Annotated in this window: 24 protein-coding genes and 1 riboswitch; of the genes, 8 read left to right on the top strand and 16 right to left on the bottom strand. The window is 40.2% G+C overall.

Annotated features, from left to right (window positions below; translation table 11 throughout):
* The 7 genes from NL42_RS02560 to NL42_RS02590 all read right to left on the bottom strand — a co-directional run.
* A partial coding sequence (locus NL42_RS02560) for an acyl-CoA thioesterase (protein ID WP_461311665.1) occupies window positions 1-353 on the bottom strand: 353 nt, incomplete at its 3' end.
* 7 nt (window positions 354-360) lie between these two features.
* A complete protein-coding gene (locus NL42_RS02565; protein WP_461311666.1) occupies window positions 361-1554 on the bottom strand; it encodes a heme biosynthesis protein HemY in 1194 nt (397 codons plus the stop codon).
* A 9-nt stretch (window positions 1555-1563) separates the two neighbouring features.
* Window positions 1564-2406, bottom strand: a complete 843-nt coding sequence (locus tag NL42_RS02570; RefSeq protein WP_461311667.1) for a hypothetical protein — start codon at window positions 2404-2406, stop codon at window positions 1564-1566.
* A gap of 8 nt (window positions 2407-2414) precedes the next feature.
* The gene (locus NL42_RS02575; protein WP_461311668.1) at window positions 2415-3182 is read right to left on the bottom strand and encodes a uroporphyrinogen-III synthase; all 768 of its coding nucleotides are present in this window, start codon (window positions 3180-3182) and stop codon (window positions 2415-2417) included.
* Window positions 3183-3185: 3 nt separating this feature from the next.
* Window positions 3186-4103, bottom strand: coding sequence for a hydroxymethylbilane synthase (gene hemC, locus NL42_RS02580; protein WP_461311669.1), 918 nt, complete (start codon window positions 4101-4103; stop codon window positions 3186-3188).
* A gap of 101 nt (window positions 4104-4204) precedes the next feature.
* Entirely contained in the window at window positions 4205-4945 is a 741-nt protein-coding gene (locus tag NL42_RS02585) for a LytR/AlgR family response regulator transcription factor (protein ID WP_005301691.1), read from the bottom strand.
* A 60-nt stretch (window positions 4946-5005) separates the two neighbouring features.
* Window positions 5006-6145 (bottom strand): sensor histidine kinase, encoded by a 1140-nt coding sequence (locus tag NL42_RS02590; protein WP_461311670.1) that lies wholly within the window; start codon window positions 6143-6145, stop codon window positions 5006-5008.
* Between NL42_RS02590 and argH the strand changes: the two genes are divergently transcribed.
* Together argH and NL42_RS02600 are read left to right on the top strand one after the other, a co-directional pair.
* Entirely contained in the window at window positions 6136-7569 is a 1434-nt protein-coding gene (argH, locus tag NL42_RS02595; RefSeq protein ID WP_035366301.1) for an argininosuccinate lyase, read from the top strand. The genes NL42_RS02590 and argH overlap by 10 nt on opposite strands.
* 9 nt (window positions 7570-7578) lie before the next feature.
* A complete protein-coding gene (locus tag NL42_RS02600; protein WP_004795121.1) occupies window positions 7579-7848 on the top strand; it encodes an oxidative damage protection protein in 270 nt (89 codons plus the stop codon).
* A gap of 309 nt (window positions 7849-8157) precedes the next feature.
* Here NL42_RS02600 and phoU read toward each other — a convergent pair whose 3' ends face one another.
* The 4 genes from phoU to NL42_RS02620 all read right to left on the bottom strand — a co-directional run bounded on the left by phoU (window position 8158) and on the right by NL42_RS02620 (window position 11892).
* Entirely contained in the window at window positions 8158-8880 is a 723-nt protein-coding gene (gene phoU, locus NL42_RS02605) for a phosphate signaling complex protein PhoU (RefSeq protein WP_013199117.1), read from the bottom strand.
* Between the two features lie 105 nt (window positions 8881-8985).
* Window positions 8986-10332: a multidrug efflux outer membrane protein AbuO gene (abuO, locus tag NL42_RS02610; RefSeq protein ID WP_461311671.1), complete on the bottom strand. Its 1347-nt coding sequence runs from the start codon at window positions 10330-10332 to the stop codon at window positions 8986-8988.
* 80 nt (window positions 10333-10412) lie between these two features.
* Window positions 10413-11318, bottom strand: coding sequence for a DMT family transporter (locus NL42_RS02615; protein WP_461311672.1), 906 nt, complete (start codon window positions 11316-11318; stop codon window positions 10413-10415).
* Window positions 11311-11892, bottom strand: coding sequence for a TetR/AcrR family transcriptional regulator (locus tag NL42_RS02620; RefSeq protein WP_461311673.1), 582 nt, complete (start codon window positions 11890-11892; stop codon window positions 11311-11313). The genes NL42_RS02615 and NL42_RS02620 overlap by 8 nt, the downstream gene beginning before the upstream one ends.
* A 107-nt stretch (window positions 11893-11999) precedes the next feature.
* Between NL42_RS02620 and NL42_RS02625 the strand changes: the two genes are divergently transcribed.
* The 6 genes from NL42_RS02625 (at window position 12000) to gluQRS (ending at window position 18382) form a co-directional block, all read left to right on the top strand.
* On the top strand, window positions 12000-13085 hold the full coding sequence (locus NL42_RS02625) for a hypothetical protein (RefSeq protein ID WP_461311674.1): 1086 nt from the start codon (window positions 12000-12002) through the stop codon (window positions 13083-13085).
* Between the two features lie 34 nt (window positions 13086-13119).
* Window positions 13120-13254, top strand: a riboswitch (TPP riboswitch).
* 88 nt (window positions 13255-13342) lie between these two features.
* Complete coding sequence (gene thiC, locus NL42_RS02630; RefSeq protein WP_461311675.1) at window positions 13343-15217, top strand: phosphomethylpyrimidine synthase ThiC; 1875 nt, start codon at window positions 13343-13345, stop codon at window positions 15215-15217.
* 75 nt (window positions 15218-15292) lie between these two features.
* Window positions 15293-15928: an NUDIX domain-containing protein gene (locus NL42_RS02635; protein ID WP_461311676.1), complete on the top strand. Its 636-nt coding sequence runs from the start codon at window positions 15293-15295 to the stop codon at window positions 15926-15928.
* The gene (cpdA, locus tag NL42_RS02640; RefSeq protein ID WP_461311677.1) at window positions 15925-16737 is read left to right on the top strand and encodes a 3',5'-cyclic-AMP phosphodiesterase; all 813 of its coding nucleotides are present in this window, start codon (window positions 15925-15927) and stop codon (window positions 16735-16737) included. The genes NL42_RS02635 and cpdA overlap by 4 nt, the downstream gene beginning before the upstream one ends.
* A 210-nt stretch (window positions 16738-16947) precedes the next feature.
* Entirely contained in the window at window positions 16948-17484 is a 537-nt protein-coding gene (gene dksA, locus NL42_RS02645; protein WP_336170043.1) for an RNA polymerase-binding protein DksA, read from the top strand.
* A 1-nt stretch (window position 17485) separates the two neighbouring features.
* Window positions 17486-18382 (top strand): tRNA glutamyl-Q(34) synthetase GluQRS, encoded by an 897-nt coding sequence (gene gluQRS, locus NL42_RS02650; protein ID WP_461311678.1) that lies wholly within the window; start codon window positions 17486-17488, stop codon window positions 18380-18382.
* Window positions 18383-18431: 49 nt separating this feature from the next.
* On the opposite strand, the gene ftsW is transcribed toward gluQRS, so the two are convergent.
* The 5 genes from ftsW to NL42_RS02675 form a co-directional block, all read right to left on the bottom strand.
* Window positions 18432-19628 carry a putative lipid II flippase FtsW gene (gene ftsW, locus NL42_RS02655; RefSeq protein WP_016139507.1) on the bottom strand — a complete coding sequence of 399 codons (1197 nt, stop codon included), beginning with the start codon at window positions 19626-19628 and terminating at the stop codon, window positions 18432-18434.
* Window positions 19629-19652: 24 nt separating this feature from the next.
* The gene (murD, locus tag NL42_RS02660) at window positions 19653-20999 is read right to left on the bottom strand and encodes a UDP-N-acetylmuramoyl-L-alanine--D-glutamate ligase (RefSeq protein ID WP_461311679.1); all 1347 of its coding nucleotides are present in this window, start codon (window positions 20997-20999) and stop codon (window positions 19653-19655) included.
* Window positions 21000-21159: 160 nt separating this feature from the next.
* Window positions 21160-21411, bottom strand: a complete 252-nt coding sequence (locus NL42_RS02665) for a DUF6587 family protein (RefSeq protein WP_461311680.1) — start codon at window positions 21409-21411, stop codon at window positions 21160-21162.
* A gap of 20 nt (window positions 21412-21431) precedes the next feature.
* Window positions 21432-23285 carry a ferrous iron transporter B gene (feoB, locus tag NL42_RS02670; RefSeq protein WP_461311681.1) on the bottom strand — a complete coding sequence of 618 codons (1854 nt, stop codon included), beginning with the start codon at window positions 23283-23285 and terminating at the stop codon, window positions 21432-21434.
* On the bottom strand, window positions 23282-23545 hold the full coding sequence (locus tag NL42_RS02675; RefSeq protein WP_461311700.1) for a FeoA family protein: 264 nt from the start codon (window positions 23543-23545) through the stop codon (window positions 23282-23284). Before NL42_RS02675 ends, feoB begins: the two co-directional genes overlap by 4 nt.
* Window positions 23546-23629 lie beyond the last annotated feature (84 nt).

Consider the following 23629-nt stretch of genomic DNA (forward strand, 5'->3'; position numbering starts at 1 on the left):
TCTGTTAATTTATCTACGCAGACCATAACAGCTTCGCCAGTAGCCACGATTTGTTGTTGTGTCTCGCTCCATAATATATAAGCCATACGGAATGCACTATTACGGAGCTCTTCCACGCGAACACCGACTTTCAATACATCTGGATAAAAAACTGGCTTTAAATATTTACACTGACTTGAGGCTACAACGGTATATAATTGTGGGGTTAATATATTTATAGCTTCCATATATAAAATACGTGAGCTTTCAATATATCGATAATATTGTACATTATTGACATGACCGAAAGCATCCATATCTCCCCACGCTACTTTCTGTTCATATATTATCGGGTAGACAGACAGTTCTTTCATTTTTGCCTCATATTTTAAATTTTAAAAAATTCGCATCATTTTCAAAGATTAGGTTTAACTGTTTGATTAACATTTCATCGTCATTAAGCGTAGACTTAATACGCAAATAGCTCATTAAAATATTATCTGGATATAATGATAATAATTTTTCAGCCTCTGCTTGACGTCCAGTTGCCATATAGACATGCCATTTTGCAAAGGTTAAAACTGGCAAATTCATATATTGATTTTCAAACTCGATAATTTTTTCTTCGACATCGGCATAGTCTGGAACTTGTTTAAGCAATTGTTGCTGGAACCACAGGTAAAACACTTCAGGATCGAACTGCTCTTTTAATAGGTGTAGTGTTAACGCCGCATGCTGCATGCTCATATCAGGCATACGCGCCAATAGTTTGAGCCATAACAACTTACTGCTATAAGGTCGAGTTTGAATCTCAGACTCTAAATCCAGATAACGTTGTTGCAAGGCATGCTGGTCATCAATTGAAGCCTCATCAAACTGCTGAAGAAGTTGCTGTAGCCATAAATCACGGTGCTCAGCATCTAGCAAACCATACTTCATTGAACGCAAATATATCCATGGGTGTTGCAGCGCCAATTGCCCCCATAATGCAGTTAATCGTTGCTGGTAGGCAGTTTCAATTTCTTCAAGCCAAGGCGACAACTGATGTTGGTATAAAAACTCAAGATGAGTTAATGCGCGATCTGCTTCGTTTTGGGCTAAAAAGATTTCGATTCGTTCTAACTCTGCCAATTCAAATGCCATAGGCGGTGACTGATCTAAAGCAGCTAATGCTCTTGGATAGTCTCCATTTAAAACCAGAAACTTGGCATCAATGATATTTTTTAAAAGCGCTGACTGAGTAAAAACACGTTCAATAAATATACGTTGGTCTTCGGCAGCCTCCAATAACCAGACAATACCTAATTGTTCATAGGGATGAAGGTTTTTAAACTGGAAGATGTTTTCACTTTTCCTCTGCTCACGCGAGGAATAACGTTTAACCCAAAGCCACACCAGTTGAGCAATAAAACTCACTACCACAAAAGCTAGGGTTAAACCCCAGACATTTGTTTGCAACTGCAGTTGTCGCCAGTAGATATAGACATACCCCATTCCATAGCCATAACTAAATAAAGCTAAAGCGGCAAAGAGTATTAAGCTAATTACGAAATAAACCGACAGGAGGTGTTTCATATCTCCTCCTTATGAGCCAATTAGACCAAGTGTAGATAATTTAGGAACAGGCACTAACGATAAATGTGCCACTTTAGCAATACGTTTTTTTAACTGCTGACTCGTTGCATCAGGCATTTCATCTAGCTTTTGCATCACAGATTGCAACTCGTTTTGGTACTCAGTCATTTTGCCTTGATTGAGTGCCTGCTCCGCAATTAATAATCTTAATTGCACTTCTTTGAGCACTACACTTCGATTCATTAAATTAATAGATGGCGTTTCTACTTTTTCTATACGGAACCATCTTTTCCACCAAGATACAGACTCAGATTGATCCATCTCAAGTCTAGGCTGAGCTAAGGCTTGCTGAATATTTTTATCAATCGTCTGCAATAAATCATCAATCAATTGATGGCGTTGATTTTGGGCCAAACTGAATTGTTGAACCGCTTGCTTATCCTGCTCAAGCGATTGGTTCAAGCTATGTTGCAATGCAGGTGCAATTTCATAGTGCGTAAGGGATTGCTGTAACTGACTTAATTGATCAACTGCATAAATCAATTGCTGCTGATCAATTGCAAATTGAATTAAATCTAACTTTTGTTTAATTAAAACTGTAGGAGCAATACCTGCTGGTGGAGCATCTGGATGAGTCGCCGAACTTAGTTTATCGCCCGTATTTACAGGTTGATTCTGTAGTTGTCGCTGTAGAGCAACCAATTGATCATTTAGATTGGCATAGTGCTGTTCTGATTGAAGCAGACTTTGCTTAAGCTCGGGAACAGTACGAGAAATTTGCCACATATCGTAACTGAGCTTAGCCAACCAAGCCACGCCCAGTAAAATGATGATAGAAACAAGTTTTCTCATATGAATCCTTATAATGCCTGAATGTGATGAATCATCCCCGAAGGCGATAAATTTTCAAGTTGAATAATGTGAAAATGAGCCTGCTGCTGTTCGCGATATTCTTTAACAATTTGAAAAAGACGTGGTCCTAAAACCAAATATACACAATCAGGTTGTACATTATTTTTTGAACAAAGCTCTAACCAATATTTCCAGCTGGCCTCACTGGTAATTAAGACCAGCCATTTGTTTAAATTATAATTTGAATTCTGTGTCAGATGTTTGAATGTAGAATAGGAGGCTTCTGGACACTGCCGATGATATAAAACGAAATTTAAAATCTGAATGCCTTGCTGCTGCAAGGTCTCCATCATAAATTGACGTCCACCCTCTCCTCGCCAGAAAGCGATGCTACCAGCCTGCTTCATATTATGAAGAATCGGTAGATTTAACATCCCCTCAGAGGTTTCAACATCTGGAATATGTGCTTCTATTCCATATTCATTTAGACAATTGGCCGTTGACTGTCCAACGGCAATCCACTGAATATGATTCAAGTCAGCTAATTTTAAGCCGCTTTGTATTAAGTACTGCATCCCCACATCAACAGCGGTTGGACTAACGACAACAATAGCTTGTGCATTAACTAATTGCTGGTAAAGCTGAAGTAAGTGTTCGGAAAAGGGTTTAGCAACGAGTTCTAAAAGAGGTAAAGACTCAACCTGAAAACCTTCATTTTGCAAAGCATCTGTCAATTCAGCTGCACGAGAATCAGGTCGAGCATTAATAAACAACATGGTTTAGTAGAGAGCCTTTAATAGCTCGCCCGCACCTTGATCAAGTAAGTTTCGAGCAAGGTTTTCACCCAATTGATGAGCATTGCTGGCTTCATCTGTCAGTTCAGCACGTAATAACGTTTGGCCATCGGGGCTTCCAACACGCCCTTCAATATAGATTTGTCCATTTTGTAGTGTGGCATAACCTGCAATTGGTACCTGACAACCACCTTCAAGATAGGCATTAAAGGCACGCTCAGCACGTACACAAACATCTGTTTCTTCGTGTAATAACGGTTGAATTAAAGCTAATACGTCTTGGTCAGCTGCACGGCATTCCAAGCCCAATGCACCTTGACCCACCGCAGGCAAACTAATGTCTGGCGTTAAACAATGACGAATACGTTCTGACAGCCCTAAACGCTTCAAACCAGCGCTAGCTAAAATAATAGCGTCGTATTGACCATCATCAAGTTTCGCTAAACGTGTGCCAACATTTCCACGCAAATCAATAATTTGCAAATCAGGACGTTGTTTTAAAATTTGACATTTACGGCGTAAACTTGAGGTGCCCACTTTTGCACCTTGAGGTAGGTCAGCAAATTTTTCAAATTGATTTGAAACGAAAGCATCTAATGGATCTTCACGTTCACAAATTACTGCCAAGGTTAGACCTTCTGGCAAAGCCATCGGGACATCTTTCATTGAATGTACAGCTAAATCTGCACGCCCATCTAAAAGTGCTGCTTCTAACTCTTTAACAAATAGCCCTTTCCCACCAATTTTTGCTAAAGGCGTATCTAAGATTTTATCGCCTTGCGTGACAAATTTAACCAACTCCACCGTTAAATCTGGGTGAAGCTCCTGTAATCGGGCACGAATATATTCTGCCTGCCAAAGAGCAAGTGGGCTTTGTCGTGTAGCAATTTTCAAGGTTTTCATAAATTCAAGCATGGGCTGGTCAAACGATACACCCTAAACTTAACTTGATCCCTTAAAATTGCAAGTAAAATCTCGCACGCACCAGATAACTCTTTTTAACTTTAGAGCTGATGGATTCGCTCTCTAAGCATAGATAAATGTCGCCGACTCACCGAAAGTCGTTCATCTAAGCCACGTAATCGAACCTGATATTGCCCCGAGCTAACCAATTCCAGACCATCTAAATATGCAACTGCAACCAATGCATTTCGATGAATACGAATAAATTGATCTGCAAATTCGGTTTCAAGCTCTTTTAAAGTTTCATCAATTAATACACTGCCATTTTGATGACGCACCGTGACATATTTCTGATCGGCTAAAAAATAATAGATATTTTCAACTGGAATTAGCTCAACCCCACGATAGGTTTTTGCAGCAATTTGATGTCGTTGTGTTTTTAGATCATGTAAAAAATCATGTTGTGGCAATGCATTAAGCTGTGCTCGAGTAAGCTGAGTCAACTGACTAAAAACTTGTTCAAGCTCTTGAGGATCAATTGGTTTAAGAAGATAAGCTTGAGCCTGAGATTTAAATGCTTCCAATGCATGTTGGTCATAGGCCGTACAAAATACAATCGCAGGTCGTGGATTTAACTGACTTAACTGTTCTGCACAGACAAGACCATTCATACCTGGCATTTGAATATCAAGTAAGATTACATCCGGTTGATGAAGCCGCGCCTGTTCCAAGGCTTCTTGTCCATGATGAGCCGTTGATACAACTTCATGTCCCATCTTTGAAACTAAACGTGATAATCGCTCCACTGCAAGTGGTTCGTCATCACAAATCAGCACCTTCATTCATCCTCCTTGTCACCGTTAACTTGATCCATGTTTTTATGGTTAACTCTGACTAACTTATTATTTTGTTTGATATTGATAGCTCATAATGGTGGTATATAAGGTTTCACCTTTATAAACCTGAAATCTTACGGAATTCCCATAATATGCTTTCAGGCGCTGTTTTACATTTTCAAGCGCGATTCCATGCCCTTTCCTTGATTTTATTGTATCGTCTGTATATGGGTTGGTAATGACTATACTGACCTGATTTTGCAATATTTCAACCAATACCCCTATGGTTGCCTTACCCATCATTGGTTCTACCCCATGAAAAATACTATTCTCTAACAAAGGTTGTAATGTCAATAAAGGAATGGTGACCTGTTTCAGTTGCACAGGTGAAAGCTCGATTTTCCAATCTACTTTTAAACGCTCTCCCAAACGCACCTGCTCAATCATTAAATATTGTTTACTCAATTCGATTTCTTCATACAGACTCACCAATTTCAATTCTTGAAAGCTGGCACGAAATAAACGTGACAGGCTAATGAGCATGCTTTCTGCTTTATCTGGATCTATCGCAATTAAACTCACCACGTTATTTAAACTATTAAATAAAAAATGAGGATGAATTCGCGCTTGCATAGCCTGAATGCGGGCATTTAACTCCGCAGACTGTTGATGCAGCCACTGTTCTCTGACATATAGATAACGTAAGCAGAAAGCCCCTAGTAATATTCCATAGCTTAAATATAAAGGTACATTGGTAAAATAAATGCTCCAGCCCTGCGTTAAAGAAACATGTTTATTTAAAAGACCAAACTGAAAAAAATTACTCATGAATGTGGTTAAAACAACAATACCTTGCAGCATGACAAAGCCAATAGCCAAGGCAAATTCTTGACGTAAACTGCTAAAGAAACCTTGAAAGCGTTCAACCAAGGCAAAAAATGACAAGATGACCCAGTTAATAAAAACGATATATTGTAAAAGGCGCCCACCGCTTAACGCTTGCCAAGACTGTGCTTCAGCCAATGCCAAGACCAGTGCCAAAACATTACTTGCGATAATTAATTCGAATAAGTGTTGCCAACGCCCGTTTTTCGTAAAAAAATAGGAAGAATTTTGATTTCGGTATGCTGTAGGAAACAACTTTGTTTGTTGAGCTTCGGCAAGTGATATACTCTTTTTTATTTTACTGAGCCACCATGACCACATCTTCAAATCCCCCTAATTCAGTAACCCCAGACCAAACCTCAGGTATGTGGGGTGGTCGTTTTTCTGAAGCGACGGATGCTTTTGTAGCCGAATTTACCGCCTCTGTTCAGTTTGACCAGCGTTTTTATAAACAAGACATCGCGGGTTCCATTGCGCATGCTACCATGCTTGCGAAAGTTGGCGTACTCACAGAAGCAGAACGCGATGACATTATTGAAGGTTTAAACACCATTCGCTCAGAAATTGAGGCTGGTACCTTTGAGTGGCGCATCGATCTTGAAGATGTTCACATGAACATTGAATCACGTTTGACTCAACGTATTGGCATTACAGGTAAAAAATTGCACACAGGTCGTAGCCGTAACGATCAGGTTGCAACCGATATTCGTCTTTACCTACGCGACGAAATAGATGATATTTTAAAATTATTAGAACGCTTACAAAAAGGCTTGTTAGGCTTGGCTGCCAAAAATACAAATACAATTATGCCGGGCTTCACACACTTACAAACTGCTCAGCCTGTGACTTTCGGTCACCACTTACTGGCTTGGTTTGAAATGTTAATTCGTGACACTGAACGTCTTCAAGATTGTCGTAAGCGCGTTAACCGTATGCCGCTTGGTTCAGCTGCTCTTGCTGGTACCACCTACCCAATTGACCGCCCTTACACAGCGGAACTGTTAGGTTTTGAAGCTGTATCTGAAAACTCACTTGATGCGGTATCTGACCGTGACTTCGCCATTGAGTTTAATGCTGCTGCTGCACTGATCATGATGCATTTATCACGTATGTCTGAAGAGCTAATCCTTTGGACTTCTGCACAGTTCAAATTTGTGAATATTCCTGACCGCTTCTGTACTGGTTCTTCAATCATGCCACAGAAGAAAAATCCGGATGTTCCAGAACTTATTCGTGGTAAATCAGGCCGTGTATTTGGTGACTTAATTAGCTTACTTACGCTCATGAAAGGTCAACCATTGGCGTACAACAAAGACAACCAAGAAGACAAAGAACCTTTATTTGATGCAATCGATACGGTTCGTGGTTCGCTCATGGCTTTCGCAGACATGATTCCTGCATTGGTTCCAAATATTGAAATCATGCGTGAAGCTGCACTTCGTGGATTCTCGACTGCAACCGATCTTGCTGACTATTTAGTGAAAAAAGGCGTTGCTTTCCGTGATGCGCATGAAATTGTAGGTAAAGCTGTTGCGTTAGGTGTTGCTGAAGAAAAAGATTTATCTGAGTTAACACTTGAGCAGTTACAGCAATTCTCTGACCTAATTACAGCAGATGTATTTGATAAAGCCTTAACCCTAGAAGCTTCTGTAAATGCACGTGATCATATTGGCGGAACTTCACCAAAACAGGTTGAAGCTGCGATTGCTCGTGCCCATACACGTTTAGAACAGTTATACGCTTAAGGATAAACCATGAGTCGACAAGTTTTTTGCCGCAAATATCAAAAGGAAATGGAAGGTCTAGATTTCGCTCCTTTCCCAGGCGCTAAAGGCCAAGATTTTTTTGAAAATGTTTCTAAGCAAGCATGGCAAGAGTGGTTAAAACACCAAACTACGCTGATTAATGAAAAACGCTTAAACGTGTTTGAACCAGATGCGAAGAAGTTCCTTGAAGAACAACGTGAGAAGTTCTTTAACAATGATGAAAGCGTAGAAAAAGCCGAAGGCTGGAAACCAGAATAATCGGTTTGTTTTAACTTCATCATCATTAAAAAGGCGGGTCCTATACACATAGACCCGCCTTTTTTTACGTGAAACTTACACAAGCATAAAAAGCCTTACATAGAGCGAACAGGACTCTACATGACATAGAAAAGCTCAGAACTTAATATCAATTCATAGCAAGAAGAACACGATCCCTGTCGTGTTTATGCACTTGATTTTCTGTCCTGAACTTCCCCCCAAAGTTCGGGACATTTTTTTATCTATTATTTTTAAACAAATAAAAAAAGCCTTGTTTCAAACAAGGCCTTTAAATATTTCAGCTCAAAATTACTTTTCGTGGACTTTAGCTTCAATTTCTTCAATTTTGGTATGACGAGCATCAAAGCCTTTTGCCATATAAATGACTTGCTCAGCAATGTTACGTGCATGGTCACCAATACGCTCTAAAGAACGTAGAACCCACATGACGTTAATTACACGAGCAATATGACGCGGATCTTCAATCATATAGGTCATTAATGTACGCGTTGCTGACTGATATTCACGGTCAATGTCAGCATCGGCTAAAAGTACACGTAAAGCCTGGTCTGCATCTAAACGCGCAAAAGCATCAAGAGCATCATGAATCATGACACGCACTTGGTTACCAATATGACGTGTTTCCATGTAGCCACGAGGCGAACCGCCCTCTTCACAAAGGTTTTGTGCAATACGGGCAATTTTTGCAGCTTCGTCACCAATACGCTCAAGGTCAGTATTGGCTTTGCTCATGGCAATAACCATACGCAAGTCAATGGCTGCTGGATGACGACGCGCCAAAATTAGCGTCAAGCCTTCATCAATATCACGTTCATATTGATTGACTGCATTATCTTTAAATTGAACATCAATCGCTAAATTTGCGTCTGTATCAAGCAAAGAATGAATTGCATTTGCGACCTGTTGTTCGACCAAGCCACCCATGGTCATAAACTTTGTGTTTACATCTTGCAAATCTTCATTAAATTGAGAAGAAATATGATGGGTTAACACCGGATTACTTGGACTCAAGGGAAGCCTCCAACATGATGGCGCAGGAATAAAATGATTGAGCATTAAAACACAGCAATCATTAAGTTTTTATGACAAAATTAAATTTCAGATAAAAGCATTTTATTACTGATAGGTTAACCAATTATTTAGCTCGACCAGATCTTTTTCACCTAACTGGCCTACCGCAGCTTTCAACCGAAGTACATTCAATAAGTAGTCATACTGACTATTAAGATAATCCTGTTTTGCCGAAAAAGCATTACGCTGCGCTAATAAAACATCAACCATACTTTTTAAGCCTTCGTTATAGCTCGCTTTCGAGGCTTGAGAAACTAAAGACGATGAATCCATTGCAGCTTTTCGTGCTTCGAGTTTTGCTTGATCGGTATCGACCTGCATAAAGGCACTTTTCACATCGACATTGGCACGGCGAATGGCCGCATCAAGTTGAGCCTGAGCTTTACTGGCTTCTACAGTCGCCTTTTTAATTGATGTTCGGGTCCGTCCACCATTAAATAAATTCCAGTTCATTTCTACCCCAACCTGATCAAATTTTCCATCAGTCGAAATAAGAGTCTCTGGGGTCTGTTTGGTATAACCATAGCTCGCCACAGCATCTATTTGAGGATAAAGCGCGGCTTTTTCTACACGGCGCTGATCTTCACTATATTGTTGCTGTAAACGGGCTTGCTGGATCTTTAGATTTTTTTGCTGGGCCAAAGAAATCCAATCATTAAGTTCTGCTGGATAAGGCTTTTGAAAACTAAAGTCACTTCGTAATACAGCAAGCTTATCTTGATAAGAACCAATATATTCAGACAGCTGTTCTTGGGCTAAAAGTAATTGAACATTGGTTGAAATACGATTGGCTCTGGCATTTTGGTATTGAGCATTTGCTTCACTCACATCACTACGTGCCACCAAACCTTCTTTGAGTTTGGCATTCATCATATTAAGCTGCTCAAGCAAAGCTTTTTCTTCTTGTAGGTATGCAACACTCAGTGCCTGCTGACGCAGTACATTAAAATAGGCTTCTGCTACATTTAAAACATGATCCTGTTTTTGCAGTCTTAAGGTAATTTCACTTAAGGCAACCGAAGTTTTAACTTGTTTATAACCTTCCCAAGCATCCATTCGGAATAAGGGCTGACGGGCTGTTAAGGTCGCTTGCCGAGTCGTTGAAGTATTACTCACCAAAGCATCTGAAAGACCTTCTTGATCAACACCTGGAAAGTTTGAACGCTTTACAGTTTGTCGATTACGCGTAATGTTTCCAGACAGTGTAACGGTGGGTAATAACGCTCCCGTTGCCAAGCCTAAATTAAGTTGATCTGCTGCAAATTGTTGTTGATTGGCTTGCCATGTCGGATCATTTTGTTTTGCGCGCTCATAAGTATCAACCAAATCTAGAGCAAAACTCGAAGATGCAAAACTCCAAAGGCCAACAGCGACCATTAATTTTATTTTCATTGTTCAAATCAACGATAAAACTTACCTTTAAGACTAAGAAAAATTCGAATCAAACTCAAGCCATTAAAAGTTTTAGTTTTTTAAGCGTTCTCAGTTTTTGATAATATTAAAATACAAATAAAAATCAAAAGCATGCCTATCCAACCCAACCATGACACATGCTCACCCACCAACACAATGGCAAAAATCGCAGCAACTAAAGGTTCAAATAAAGTTAAGGTCGTTGCTTTACTGGCATTTACTGTTTTTAGTCCAAAACCAAAAAGTAAATAGCCCAAAAACATAGGAATCAGCATCATATAACCAGCCACAAGTAAATTGGTTGAGCTTTGTAATAACCCACCACCTGTAACCAACAAAGTAGGAAGCAAAATAACGGCCCCACCACCCATAATCATGCCCATTGCAGCTTTAGCATCAACACCCCGATCTATTAATCTTTTTGCAGCCCATGAATAAAGTGAATAAGTTATAGCTGCGACAAGCCCAAGAAAAATACCGAAGATTTTATTCCATTCATTTGTACCCTCTTGGACCGCATGGTTTTCACCCATGGATAACAAACTTATGCCAATAACACCGCAAAGAAAACTTACAAACCAGATGGCGGACAAAGCTTTGCGATCAAAAAATCGCTCTAAAATTGCTGCGATCAGTGGAGCAGAACCAATTGAAACCACGGTGCCAATCGTAATACCTGCATAATGCATTGAGGAATAAAAAGCCAAAGGGTAAATACCAACCGCCGCTACCCCCAAAAGCAGTATTAAAAGATTTTCCCTTATAAATTGTCGGTTTTCACGTATCGCTCGAGATGCAACTAAAGCTTGTAAAAGACCTCCTCCACCCATCGCTGCGGCACCAATAGCGAGTGGGCCAAGTGTCGGTGCAAATGCGGCCGCAGTACCTGTTGTTCCCCACAAAACAGAGGCAACTAAAATCGCAATTGTGCCGCCATAACTACTATTTTTAATATGGCTAATCATGGGGACATTCTCTATTTAAAATGTCTTCTGCCATTTGTTTTGCTAACAGGAGTTGACGACTGTTTCCTTCTAAGCCTGCTCGTGCCATAGAACCTTCTAAAAGAAAAGAAAGCTGCGTAGCCACATAACTAATCCGCTGTGACTCTGGGATTAATTTTTTTAAATGCTCAGCAACAATAGCCTCGACTTCTTCTTTATGTTGTCTTACCGAACTTCGCCCTGCACTATTTGCAGGAAACTCAGCCGCAGCATTCAATAACCCGCAACCTCGAAAGCCTTTTTCATAGGCAAATTCCGCATGGTCTTGATAGGCATCAAATACGGCCAAGATGGCTTCTTTAGCTGTTTTTATTTTTTCTAAACGCTTTTGGTAGAGATCAAGCCACTCTTGATGGCGTGCAGCAATGTAGGCATCGACAAGCTCACCTTTTGAAGAAAAATTATTATAAAGCGACATCTTAGCAACATCTGCTTTAGCCGTAACCGAGTTAATTCCAGTTGCAGTAATGCCATCGTTATAAAACAAAATTGAAGCGGCATCGAGAATTTTCTGTCTTGCTGTTTTATCATTCATAGCTTTAATTTAAGTAGACCGACCTACCTAATAATAAAGATTTCTAACAATGATGCAATCTTTTTCCGAGTTATAATTTGAGCAATATTCACTTTGATAAAAATACAATGATGAAAAAAGTTCTAATGATGAGTATGTGCAGCGCACTACTTTTAGCTGGATGTAATAAAACATCAGAGCAAGATCAGACCGTATCTAAAGATCAAAAATCAACTGAGCAAAAGGCCACTCAAAAACAAGACAGTAGCTGCTTACAAATTATGGTAGCTATGCACACGATTAATCAAAACAGCAAAATAGAAGACTTAAATCAAATTAATGAAAAACTTAAAACCTGTGTTCCGTCTTTAAAAAATGATGAACAGCTTAAGCTGATTGATGCATCAACCGCCATGTATCAACGTTTTATTAAACAAGACTACACTGAAAAAACAGGTAGAGCGTTTGAAGCTTTTGGCTATGCTGTTTTAGAACATAAACAACAAGACCTTAAAAAGGTCATCCAAACTCAGAAAAAACTCTTCGGCCAACTGAGCCCACGTGATCAATATTTACTTCAACATGAAGGCCAAACCTACATTGAACTTCTCTATCAAGGCGAAGGCATGTTTACCTATCGACGTCAGCCAAACTATTTAGTTGATGTTTTTTCTAAAGCCTTACCCGCAGACCAAAAAGAGTTCTTAACTCGTATGGCAAAAGACAATCAAAATATTTTTTATAACGATGGTGCTTTGGCTATTTCTTGGAAAGAACTCACTGAACGGGCATTATTTTGGGAAAAATTTATTCAAAAGTATCCAAAAAGCCATTTTATTAGTGATGCAAGACTACTCTTTAACGAATATCGCTATTTTATTTTCTTTGGTCTCGATAACACGCCTGTGTCAGATGAATATGCACCAAACACATGGATTGATAAAGATGCGCTTCAACAAATTCAGTTTCTATCTACACAAAGCCAATCGAGTTTAGCGAAACCTACTCAACTATTTCTTAAGTTTATTGCCACGCCTGTAGAGGAGCGTAATAAGCAATTTAAAATAGATTTAACTGATAAGAATGGCGATAAAAAATCAAACTATCAGATGACTCATGAGCAACTTGAGCATCTATTAAAATTAGACTCTCCATGGAACACTGAAGTCTATCGTGACTGCCATATGGATGCGGTTTGTATAGATACAAATTGACAATGCCACCCAACCTAAAACATGTTAGTCTGTAAATCGCTTGACGGAGCGCGAGTAATAACTCGCTGAGATTGTGTAAATTTTGTGTTATCGCAACACAAGTTTGAACATGAGTACCGTTGAACCTGATCAGGTTAAGACCTGCGTAGGAATCAAGCCATCTAAAAACATAAGCCTTAAATTTATCTAGCAAAGATAAATCCGCCATCGTTTTTGGTCGTGCTTGATTCGTTGATGTTATTCATAAGGATCATGTAATGAACCAGTTAACGAATCTCTCTGCTGAAATTTCAGCACAACATGAACAAGATGCAAAAGATTTAACCCGCATCCTACCCGCTTCTAAAAAAGTATATATTGAAGGCTCTCGCCCTGATATTCAGGTTCCAATGCGAGAAATTTCTTTAACAGATACTCCAACTGGTCTTGGCGGTGAACATAATCCCCCTGTTATGGTCTATGATACTTCAGGTGTTTATACCGACCCAAATGTTCAAATTGATTTAGATAAAGGTTTACCTTCAGTTCGCCAAAACTGGATTGAAGAACGTAACGATACTGACATACTTTCTGGTTTAACTTCAACTTTTGGTCAAGAACGTTTAAAAGACATTCGCACCGCTGACATTCGTTTTGCTCATATTCAAAACCCGCGCCGTGCCAAAGCTGGCAAAAATGTCTCTCAAATGCACTATGCCAAGCAAGGTATTATCACACCCGAAATGGAATATATCGCAATTCGTGAGAATCAGCGCCAGCGTGAAGGTGTTGATATGCGTCAGCATCCTGGACAAAATTTTGGTGCAAAAAACTTAAAAGAAATTACACCTGAATTTGTTCGCCAAGAAGTTGCTGAAGGTCGTGCGATCATTCCTGCCAACATTAACCATCCAGAACTTGAACCAATGATTATTGGCCGTAACTTCTTGGTTAAAATTAATGCCAACATTGGTAACTCAGCACTTGGTTCTTCAATTGATGAAGAAGTTGCAAAAATGACGTGGGCAACCCGTTGGGGTGCTGACACCATTATGGATTTGTCGACAGGTAAAAATATCCATGAAACACGTGAATGGATTATTCGTAACTCACCTGTTCCAATCGGTACCGTACCTATTTATCAAGCGCTTGAAAAAGTTGATGGTGTTGCAGAAGACCTGACTTGGGAAATCTTCAAAGACACACTGATTGAACAAGCTGAGCAAGGCGTTGACTACTTTACGATTCACGCAGGTGTATTGCTTCGCTATGTGCCACTTACAGCAAACCGTTTAACAGGTATTGTGTCTCGTGGTGGTTCAATCATGGCGCAGTGGTGTCTAGCACATCATGAAGAAAACTTCTTATACACTCATTTCGATGAAATCTGTGAAATCATGAAAGCTTACGACGTTTCGTTTAGCTTAGGTGATGGCTTACGTCCGGGTTGTATCCAAGATGCAAATGACGAAGCACAGTTCAGCGAACTTAAAACTCTAGGTGAACTTACTCACCGTGCATGGGAACATGATGTTCAAGTCATGATTGAAGGTCCTGGTCATGTACCAATGCACATGATTAAAGAAAACATGGACCTTCAGCTAGAAGTGTGTAAAGAAGCACCATTCTATACGCTTGGGCCTTTAACGACTGATATCGCTCCGGGTTATGACCACATTACTTCTGCAATTGGCGCAGCCATGATTGGTTGGTATGGCACAGCAATGCTTTGTTATGTGACACCGAAAGAGCATTTGGGTTTACCAAACAAAAAAGATGTTAAAGACGGGATTATTACCTACAAGCTTGCGGCACATGCTGCTGACCTTGCGAAAGGCCATCCGGGTGCTCAAGTTCGCGATAATGCCTTGTCAAAAGCACGTTTTGAGTTCCGTTGGGATGATCAGTTCAACTTAAGTCTAGACCCTGACACAGCGCGTAGCATGCATGATGAAACCTTACCAAAAGAGGCTCATAAATCTGCTCACTTCTGTTCAATGTGTGGACCAAAATTCTGTTCGATGAAAATCACCCAGAATGTTCGTGACTATGCCAACAACCTCACTAATAGTAATTCAGAGGTTGAAGAAGGCCTCAAAGCCATGAAAGAGGTTTATCAAGAACAAGGTCAAAAACTGTATCATAAAGTGTAAATATTCAAAAAAAACACTTGCCTAGCCATGATTCTCGGTTAGGATGAAATAAATAGATTTCGTCCTGATCGAATCATGAGTATTGTTGAACGTCCAAGTTATACATCTAAAGATGTCGAAGTAACATCACGCGAATCTCTATTCCGTGGTTTTATTCAAGTTGAAAAAGTCAGCCTTCGACATCGTCTATTTAATCAAACTGAATACACTCATGTATTACAACGTGAACTTGTTCATCGTCCTGAAGCGGCTGGCGTTCTACTTTACAACGATCAAAGACAACAATTTGCACTTATTGAACAATTTCGAGTTGGTGCGATTAATGACCCCGATTCACCATGGCAATTGGAAATAATTGCAGGTGTATTAGATGGAGACGAGACTCCTGAGAGCTGTATTCGTCGTGAAACGCTTGAAGAGTCAGGATGTACAGTTAATCATTTACATCATCTATTTAGCTTTTATCCATCTGCTGGGGCATGTTCAGAACTATTTCACTTATATGCTGCTGAAACAGACTTACCAACAAAAGGCGGAGTTTTTGGCATGCCTGATGAAGGTGAAAATATTCTTTTACACTTGTTTGACTACAGCGAAATATCAACATTATTGAGTCGAGGACGTTTGAGAAATGCTCCTGTCATTATGGCGTTACAATGGCTATCTCAACACATCACAACGATAATAAAATCCGACGAGGTAGGACGGTGACTTTTCAAGTCTCAACACTTTCACAAAAAGACCATGTCATTATACAAATTACAGATACTCACTTATTAGAGTATCCGCACTTAGAATTTGTGGGAATGAATCCTGAAGAAAGTTTTCATGCCATTATTCAACAGATCCTGAAAAGACATCCTGAAGCTGATGCTATTATCCACACTGGAGATTTGGCTCAAGCACCAACGCCTATTACCTACAAACGTTATATTCAATATATGCAAACGTTAGGCCTGCCATTTTTTCAGACACTGGGTAATCATGATAACGTTGACCATTTTCCATTACATAAAGAAAACCATCAGGAACCTGTGGTCATTTGTTTAGGAAGCTGGCGCGTTATTTTATTAAATAGTGCGGTAAAAGGTCAGATTGATGGGCACCTGTCGCCAGAACAACTACAAAATTTAGCGACATTACTTGAAGAGTTTTCGGATAACCCTGTTTTGCTGGCTTGTCATCATCATCCTTTTGCAATGAAATCTAAATGGATTGATCACCACAAGTTACAAAATTCTAATGCGTTGCTTACAACATTAGCTCCATTTAAAAATGTAAAAGCTTTAATCTGCGGGCACGTTCACCAAGACTCACTAAACACTTGGCAAGGGATCGAGTTTTTCTCGACACCCTCGACAAGCGTTCAGTTTAAGCCGTTTAGTAATGAATTTGCCCTAGACCAAAATGCTCCTGGCTACCGTTACATTCGTCTAAAAAACGATGGTAGTTTTGAAACAAAAGTCTTCCGTCTTGAAAATTTTCAGGGCCTTATAAATACTGATATTTCAGGCTATTAGCTCTATTTCTTATATGCTTATATGCAATTATGACTAGGCTAAACACGTTTTGAAAATATTTACGAGGTGGAATGACTATCATCTTGCAGGAAAAATCTATATGATGACGACCCGATGGGGAAATCCATCGATGGTTTTCTATAAAAACACTTGCATATCACCATATTTTTTGCGTATAGATAATACGTGTATGATGAGGAATGCCCTATTATGGCGAATGACAACCACAACCAAGTTTTGGATGAACATACAGAAGTTGTAGTGGAAGGCGAAAAAGCTTCTGCAAAACGTGCACGTAAAGTGAAACCTAAAACTTCTGATATAGGCACAACTGCAAGTTTATTTGGTATTGCACCTTATCAACCTAAGAAAAATGAAGAGTACATGTCTGAAGGACAGCTCGAGCATTTCAGACAAATTCTGCAGGCATGGAAAGCTGAATTAATGTCTGAAGTTGATCGTACGTTGAATACGATGCAAGACGAATCAACTGCATTGCCCGATGTAAATGACCGTGCGACCCAAGAAGAAGAGTTTGCAATTGAATTGCGTACACGTGACCGTGAACGTAAGTTGATTCGTAAAATCGAACAATCTATGGAAGCAATTAAAAACGAAGACTACGGTTTCTGTGAAACATGTGGTATCGAAATCGGTGTACGTCGTTTAGAAGCACGCCCAACTGCAACTCTATGTATTGATTGCAAAACTTTGGCAGAAATCAAAGAGAAGCAAAATAACGGTTAATATGACCGAGGTAACTCCTAAAGAGAAACCTAGCTTTGCATATTCAGGCCGGTTTGCGCCATCGCCAACCGGCCCTTTGCATTTTGGATCACTTATCACTGCTGTTGCCAGTTATTGTGATGCAAAAGCCCATCAAGGCACATGGCTTGTTCGCGTCGAAGACACAGATATCCCTCGTATTTATCCCGGTAGTGAAGATCATATTCTCACATCACTGGAAGCTTTCCAGTTCGAACCCGATTCAGAAATCATCTTTCAAAAAAACCGTTTAGACATTTACGAAAGTGTATTAGATCAACTTAAAAAAGAAGGTCTTATCTATGCTTGTCAATGTACACGCAAAATGCTGGGTTCAAACGCAATCTATGCGGGAACTTGCCGTGATCTCAATCTTGATTTTCAAGACCAAGCAATTCGGGTAAAAGTTCAAGATCAACAAATCTGTTTTGATGACCGACTGCAAGGACGTCATTGCTCTAATCTGCACCATGACCTTGGAGACTTTGTTCTTAAACGCCGTGATGGGATTATTAATTATCAACTTGCTGTAGTCGTGGATGATTATCTGCAAGGCATCACCCATGTCGTTCGAGGCTCAGACCTACTAGATAACACTGAACGTCAGATCTGGCTTGGTGAGCTCTTAGGATACCCTAAACTGAGCTATATGCACCTTCCTCTGGCTATGAATGATCAAGGGCAAAAACTCTCTAAGCAAAACCTTGCTCAGGCACTCGATTTATCTAAAGCGCCTAAATTGCTGCAACAAGCCATACAAGCACTGGGACAACCTAATGTTGATTTAGACCAACCTAAAGTTATGCTTAAACAAGCGGTAGCGCAGTGGAATATAGATTTAATTCCACATGTAGAGCAGCTGAGCGGAATCTATCTATAAATAAAAAAACCCGATATCAAATCGGGTTTTCTCATGGCTAAATATTCAACTAGAAGTTTGATTCTTCCCTTTCCGGGTTCACTTCTTGTGTCGAAGAATCAATCTTTAAGATCAAGCTAATCATCGCAGCACACATCATTAAAGATGTACCACCATAACTAATAAATGGCAGAGTCAAACCTTTAGTCGGCATTAAACCCATATTCATGCCCGCATTTACCAATATCTGGAGCAAGAAAATAATACTAATACCGTAAGCTAAATAGCCTGCGCGAAGATAATGATGTTTCAATGCACGATGACCAATTTTGATGCAGCATGCCAACATCAAGAAAGACAAACCAATGACAATAGAAATACCAAAGAAACCAAATTCTTCGCCTAACACAGCCAACATAAAGTCAGTATGTGCTTCTGGCAAATAAGACAACTTTTGGACACTGTGCCCTAAGCCTGTACCAAACCACTCACCACGACCAAAGGCCATTAATGCATTTGATAACTGGTAACCTACCCCTAATGGATCTGCCCATGGGTCAGTAAACGAAATCAAACGCTGGAAACGATACGGCTCAAATAAGATCAAAAATACAATACCGGTTACAATCGCACCCAACATAATTAAGAACTGTGTTGGTGGTGCACCAGCTAAAAAGAACACTCCGACCATCATCAATACAATTACGATCGTCGCACCCAAATCGGGCTCGGCAATAATCAAACCAACCGTAATTGCCATGACTCCACTTAAACGTAATAAGCCTTTCCAATGAGTACGAACCTCTTTGGCACGACGCACAACATAGTCTGCGGTAAAGATTGCCATCATGACTTTGGCAACCTCGGTTGGCTGCAAGGTAAAGCCACCGATCTTAATCCAACGTGTAGAACCGTTCACTTCTGAACCTACCACCAAAGCAGCAAGCAAAAGAACCATGGTCAACAGCCACAGCGGGAAAGTATTTTTAAACCACGTATTGAGTGATATCCGATAGGTCAAATATGCCACCACAGCCGCAGCGACAATCGAAATACCATGACGAATCACATAGTGAAACGGGTTTTCATGCATATATTCAGCATAGGGCATCGAAGCAGACGCCACCATCACTGAACCGATACACAACAATGCAACGACACAGAAAATCAGGACATTACGTGGCGTCACTTCCGCTGGCCATTTAGGCAATATCCGTTCATACCAATGATTGATTTTCTGGATTGTGGTCTGAGCTAAGCCTGCCATACAACATTCCTAATCATGTTTTCTTTAAACCAACGAATTGACACAGGCAACAAACTGCTGACCACGGTCATTATAACTTTTAAACATATCAAAACTTGCACAGGCTGGTGATAACAACACCACATCTTCAGCTTGTGTTTCACGTTGACACAGCTCTACAGCGTCTTTAAGCGTTGCTGCATGTAAAGTTTTAGTTGCGCCTTGAATAGCCTGTTCAATAACTGGAGCATCTTCACCAATCAATACCACAACTTTGGCATATTTTTCGATAGAAGAACGTAATGGAGCAAAATCCTGACCTTTACCCTGCCCACCTAAAATCAAAGCAACCTTACCTTTTTTAACCTCAATTGCAGCCCCTAAACCGTCAATTGCTGCAAGTGTAGCACCAACGTTAGTCCCTTTAGAGTCATTATAATAACGTACATCATGTACAGTTCTCACATACTCACAGCGATGCTCTAGTCCTTTAAATTGTTTTAACGTTTCAAGCATAGATTCCATAGGCAAACCAATTGCTTCACCTAATGCCAAACAAGCTAAAGCATTGGCTACGTTGTGCATACCTTGAATATATAAATCTGAGCTTTTAATTAAACGCTGCAAACCACGTGCAAGCCAAAGCGTGCCATCACCATCTCTTAAAACACCATATTGATTTAAGTCTGGTGCATTTAGACCAAAGCTTTGCATTGGTGTTGTATCTGGAACAAGAGGGCGACTTAAAGCATCATCACGGTTAAATATAACTTTTTTAACGCCTTGGAAAATACGGTGTTTTGCTTGGTGATAACCCCACATATCACCATGACGATCTAAATGATCTTCACTCATGTTAAGAACTACAGCAACCTCAGCATTTAAATGAGATGTGGTTTCTAACTGAAAACTTGATAGCTCAAGTACAAGCAACTCTGGTTGGTCTTTTAGCAAGTCTAGAGCTGGGCGTCCTAGGTTTCCACCCACAGCAACTTTTTTACCCGCATCTTTAGCCATTAAACCAATTAGAGTCGTTACGGTACTTTTGGCATTAGAACCTGTAATAGCCACAATAGGCACTTCGGTCGCACGGCGTAATAGTTGAATGTCGCCTACTACTGAAATCCCTTGAGCAATAGCTGCCTGAATTTCTGGTAATTGCGGTGCAAGGCCTGGGCTTAAAATAATTTCTTCTGCTTGTAATAATAATTCTTGGTCAAGTTGACCAAAACTGGTTTTAACGCCAGCTGGAATCTGGTCATGACCAGGAGGGGTTGGACGAGAGTCCGTTACTGCAACTTGGTAGCCTTGTTCATGCAGGAAATTAACAGCAGAAACACCTGATATTCCTAAGCCTGCGACAACTTTCAATCCACCACGTTGTATTAACATTTTTGCCCCACAATTTATCAATCGACAGAATGGCAAAAATGTTAGCACTTTGCTGTTTTGAATGCTTTTTCAGTTTGAACTTTATTCATCTTTTTTTGTGTCAGTGCGTAAAAAAGCCATCAATATGATGGCTTTTTAGACGAAACAAGAAATACTAAATTTATTGCCATTTAATCGGCTTAATTTCTTGAACTGTATTCGTAGGTTTATCTTCGCTTGAACAACCACAACCACCAGCACAACCAATGGTCATTTTTGGTTTAAGCCATTTTGCCAAGGTTATCCAACCCTGCTTTTCACAAAATGCAGAGAATGAAGAAAAGACTGAATTTGCTGTTTTTGGAAATACTTTCTTAAAAACAACTACAGCACTCCAACTCACTAAAACCGCAATAATCAGATATTGAATCATGTACAACCTCCTTTCTTGCCTTAACCCCAATAGTGGGAAGCAATTTGATAGGTAACAAACGATGCCAAATAAGCCAAGCCGAACAGATATGCAGTCATGACAGCAACATGTTTCCATGAACCTGTTTCACGTCGTACCGTTGCCAATGTGGCTAAACAATGTGGGGCATAAATGAACCACACTAAAAGCGACAATCCTGTGGCCAAAGACCAGCCCGAGCCATCTGCACTAATCAGATGCGACAAACCTTGAGCTACCGCATCGTCACTCGTTGCAGACAAGGCATAAACGGTACCTAATGCTGCAACCACAACTTCACGCGCTGCCATTGCTGGAATCAAAGCAATACAGATTTGCCAGTTAAAACCAATTGGAGCAAATAAAGGTTGAATAAGGTGTCCAAGCATACCGGCAAAACTATAATCTATAGCAGGTAATGTCGCCCCTTCTGGTGGCTGCGGGAAAGTACACAAAAACCAGAGCAAAATAGAGAGCGCAAAAATGATTCCGCCGACACGTTTCAAGAAGATCTTTGCACGATCCAGCAAACCGATTCCTACACTTTTTAAATCAGGGAAACGATAACTCGGTAGCTCTAGCAGTAAAGCATGCTGTGATTTATCTTTTTGCAAAAACTTCATTAAAAATGAAACGCAAAGTGCACTCACAATACCAGCCATATACAGACCGAATAGCACCAGACCTTGTAGGTTGAAAATACCCCAGACCATTTTCTCTGGAATAAATGCAGCAATCAGCAGAGCATATACAGGTAAACGTGCCGAACAGGTCATTAATGGCGCAACCATAATGGTCGTAAAACGATCACGAGGGTCACTAATACTACGCGTTGCCATGATTCCCGGTACTGCACAGGCAAAGCTTGAAAGTAAAGGAATAAAAGCTCGCCCACTTAAACCTGCTTGAAACATTAATTTATCAAGCAAGAATGCTGCACGCGGTAAATAACCCGATTCTTCCAATACTAAAATGAAGAAGAACAAGATTAAAATTTGTGGCAAGAACACAACTACGCCACCGGCACCCGCAATAATTCCGTCAACAACCAAACTATGCAGTAGTGGCTGTGTAATCACAGTTCCCACCACTTCGCCCAACCAACCGAAGAAGCCTTCGATGCCATCCATGAATGGAGCTGCCCAAGCAAAAACTGCTTGGAACACAATAAACATCATGAGGGCAAGGCTAAGTAGGCCCAAAACTGGATGTAAGAAAATTCGATCTAGAAAATCAGTACGCTTATCGCCCTGATCGACATATTGAACAACATCTTTAAAAATCATATCGATTTTTTGATGATGAGTTCCAGTCAAGCCACTCAGTTCAGTCTGTGGCACACTGTATTTTTCTTGATCAAGAGCATGTAATAAATTTTCAATGCCCGCATTACGAACAGCAACTGTTTCAACGACTGGTACGCCCAAACGTTGAGACAACTTTTGAGTATTAATTTGGATGCCGCGACGACGCGCTTCATCCATCATATTCAGTACAATTAAAATCGGACGACCAAGCTCGATCATTTCGAGCAATAGTCCTAAATGCAATTTTAAGTTAGTCGCATCAACCACGCACAAAAAGGCATCTTGCTGACCCTCTTCGGCAATCTTACCCAAGCAAACATCACGGGTAATAACTTCATCAGGACTAGTTGCATTTAGACTATATGTACCCGGTAAATCGAGTACGCGCACTGCTCGACCTGACGGTAACTGAAAATGACCTACTTTACGCTCAACAGTTACGCCCGCATAGTTTGCAACTTTTTGTCGAGTTCCAGTTAAATGGTTGAAAAGAGAGGTTTTACCACAGTTCGGGTTTCCCACAAGGGCAATACGTAACGCATCACTCATGCGGGTACTCCTTCTGCTACTTGAATTTCGATTTTTTCCGCTTCTGCTTTACGTAAAGCGAAACGAGTAAAGCCAATTTGGATCAAGATCGGATCACCACCAAAAATACCCTTGGTAATCACTTCCACTCGTGTGCCCGGCACAAAGCCCAGACTCTCCAAACGAATTGCGACCAAATCTTGCTGCTCGGACTCTATTGATATCCGATTCACTTTGGTGATGGTCGCCGCTTGCTTCACTTTTAAAGCTGATAAACGCACCGCATCCGATCCTAAACCTTTTTTTCTAGTATACATATAAATGAGAATAATTACCAAATAAGGTTAAATTTCACTTCTTATTGA

This window comes from Acinetobacter sp. GN11, from assembly GCF_054823985.1.

Excerpts from the sequence above, each read along its gene's own strand:
- ftsW (WP_016139507.1), bottom strand. The coding sequence starts at position 19,628 with ATGGCAGGCTTAGCTCAGACCACAATCCAGAAAATCAATCATTGGTAT.
- murD (WP_461311679.1), bottom strand. The coding sequence starts at position 20,999 with ATGTTAATACAACGTGGTGGATTGAAAGTTGTCGCAGGCTTAGGAATA.
- feoB (WP_461311681.1), bottom strand. The coding sequence starts at position 23,285 with ATGAGTGATGCGTTACGTATTGCCCTTGTGGGAAACCCGAACTGTGGT.
- NL42_RS02570 (WP_461311667.1), bottom strand. The coding sequence starts at position 2,406 with ATGAGAAAACTTGTTTCTATCATCATTTTACTGGGCGTGGCTTGGTTG.
- NL42_RS02575 (WP_461311668.1), bottom strand. The coding sequence starts at position 3,182 with ATGTTGTTTATTAATGCTCGACCTGATTCTCGTGCAGCTGAATTGACA.
- NL42_RS02600 (WP_004795121.1), top strand. The coding sequence starts at position 7,579 with ATGAGTCGACAAGTTTTTTGCCGCAAATATCAAAAGGAAATGGAAGGT.
- NL42_RS02585 (WP_005301691.1), bottom strand. The coding sequence starts at position 4,945 with ATGAAGGTGCTGATTTGTGATGACGAACCACTTGCAGTGGAGCGATTA.
- thiC (WP_461311675.1), top strand. The coding sequence starts at position 13,343 with ATGAACCAGTTAACGAATCTCTCTGCTGAAATTTCAGCACAACATGAA.
- NL42_RS02625 (WP_461311674.1), top strand. The coding sequence starts at position 12,000 with ATGATGAAAAAAGTTCTAATGATGAGTATGTGCAGCGCACTACTTTTA.
- dksA (WP_336170043.1), top strand. The coding sequence starts at position 16,948 with ATGGCGAATGACAACCACAACCAAGTTTTGGATGAACATACAGAAGTT.
- argH (WP_035366301.1), top strand. The coding sequence starts at position 6,136 with ATGACCACATCTTCAAATCCCCCTAATTCAGTAACCCCAGACCAAACC.
- NL42_RS02665 (WP_461311680.1), bottom strand. The coding sequence starts at position 21,411 with ATGATTCAATATCTGATTATTGCGGTTTTAGTGAGTTGGAGTGCTGTA.
- NL42_RS02635 (WP_461311676.1), top strand. The coding sequence starts at position 15,293 with ATGAGTATTGTTGAACGTCCAAGTTATACATCTAAAGATGTCGAAGTA.
- NL42_RS02620 (WP_461311673.1), bottom strand. The coding sequence starts at position 11,892 with ATGAATGATAAAACAGCAAGACAGAAAATTCTCGATGCCGCTTCAATT.
- NL42_RS02565 (WP_461311666.1), bottom strand. The coding sequence starts at position 1,554 with ATGAAACACCTCCTGTCGGTTTATTTCGTAATTAGCTTAATACTCTTT.
- gluQRS (WP_461311678.1), top strand. The coding sequence starts at position 17,486 with ATGACCGAGGTAACTCCTAAAGAGAAACCTAGCTTTGCATATTCAGGC.
- abuO (WP_461311671.1), bottom strand. The coding sequence starts at position 10,332 with ATGAAAATAAAATTAATGGTCGCTGTTGGCCTTTGGAGTTTTGCATCT.
- NL42_RS02590 (WP_461311670.1), bottom strand. The coding sequence starts at position 6,145 with ATGTGGTCATGGTGGCTCAGTAAAATAAAAAAGAGTATATCACTTGCC.
- hemC (WP_461311669.1), bottom strand. The coding sequence starts at position 4,103 with ATGAAAACCTTGAAAATTGCTACACGACAAAGCCCACTTGCTCTTTGG.
- NL42_RS02615 (WP_461311672.1), bottom strand. The coding sequence starts at position 11,318 with ATGATTAGCCATATTAAAAATAGTAGTTATGGCGGCACAATTGCGATT.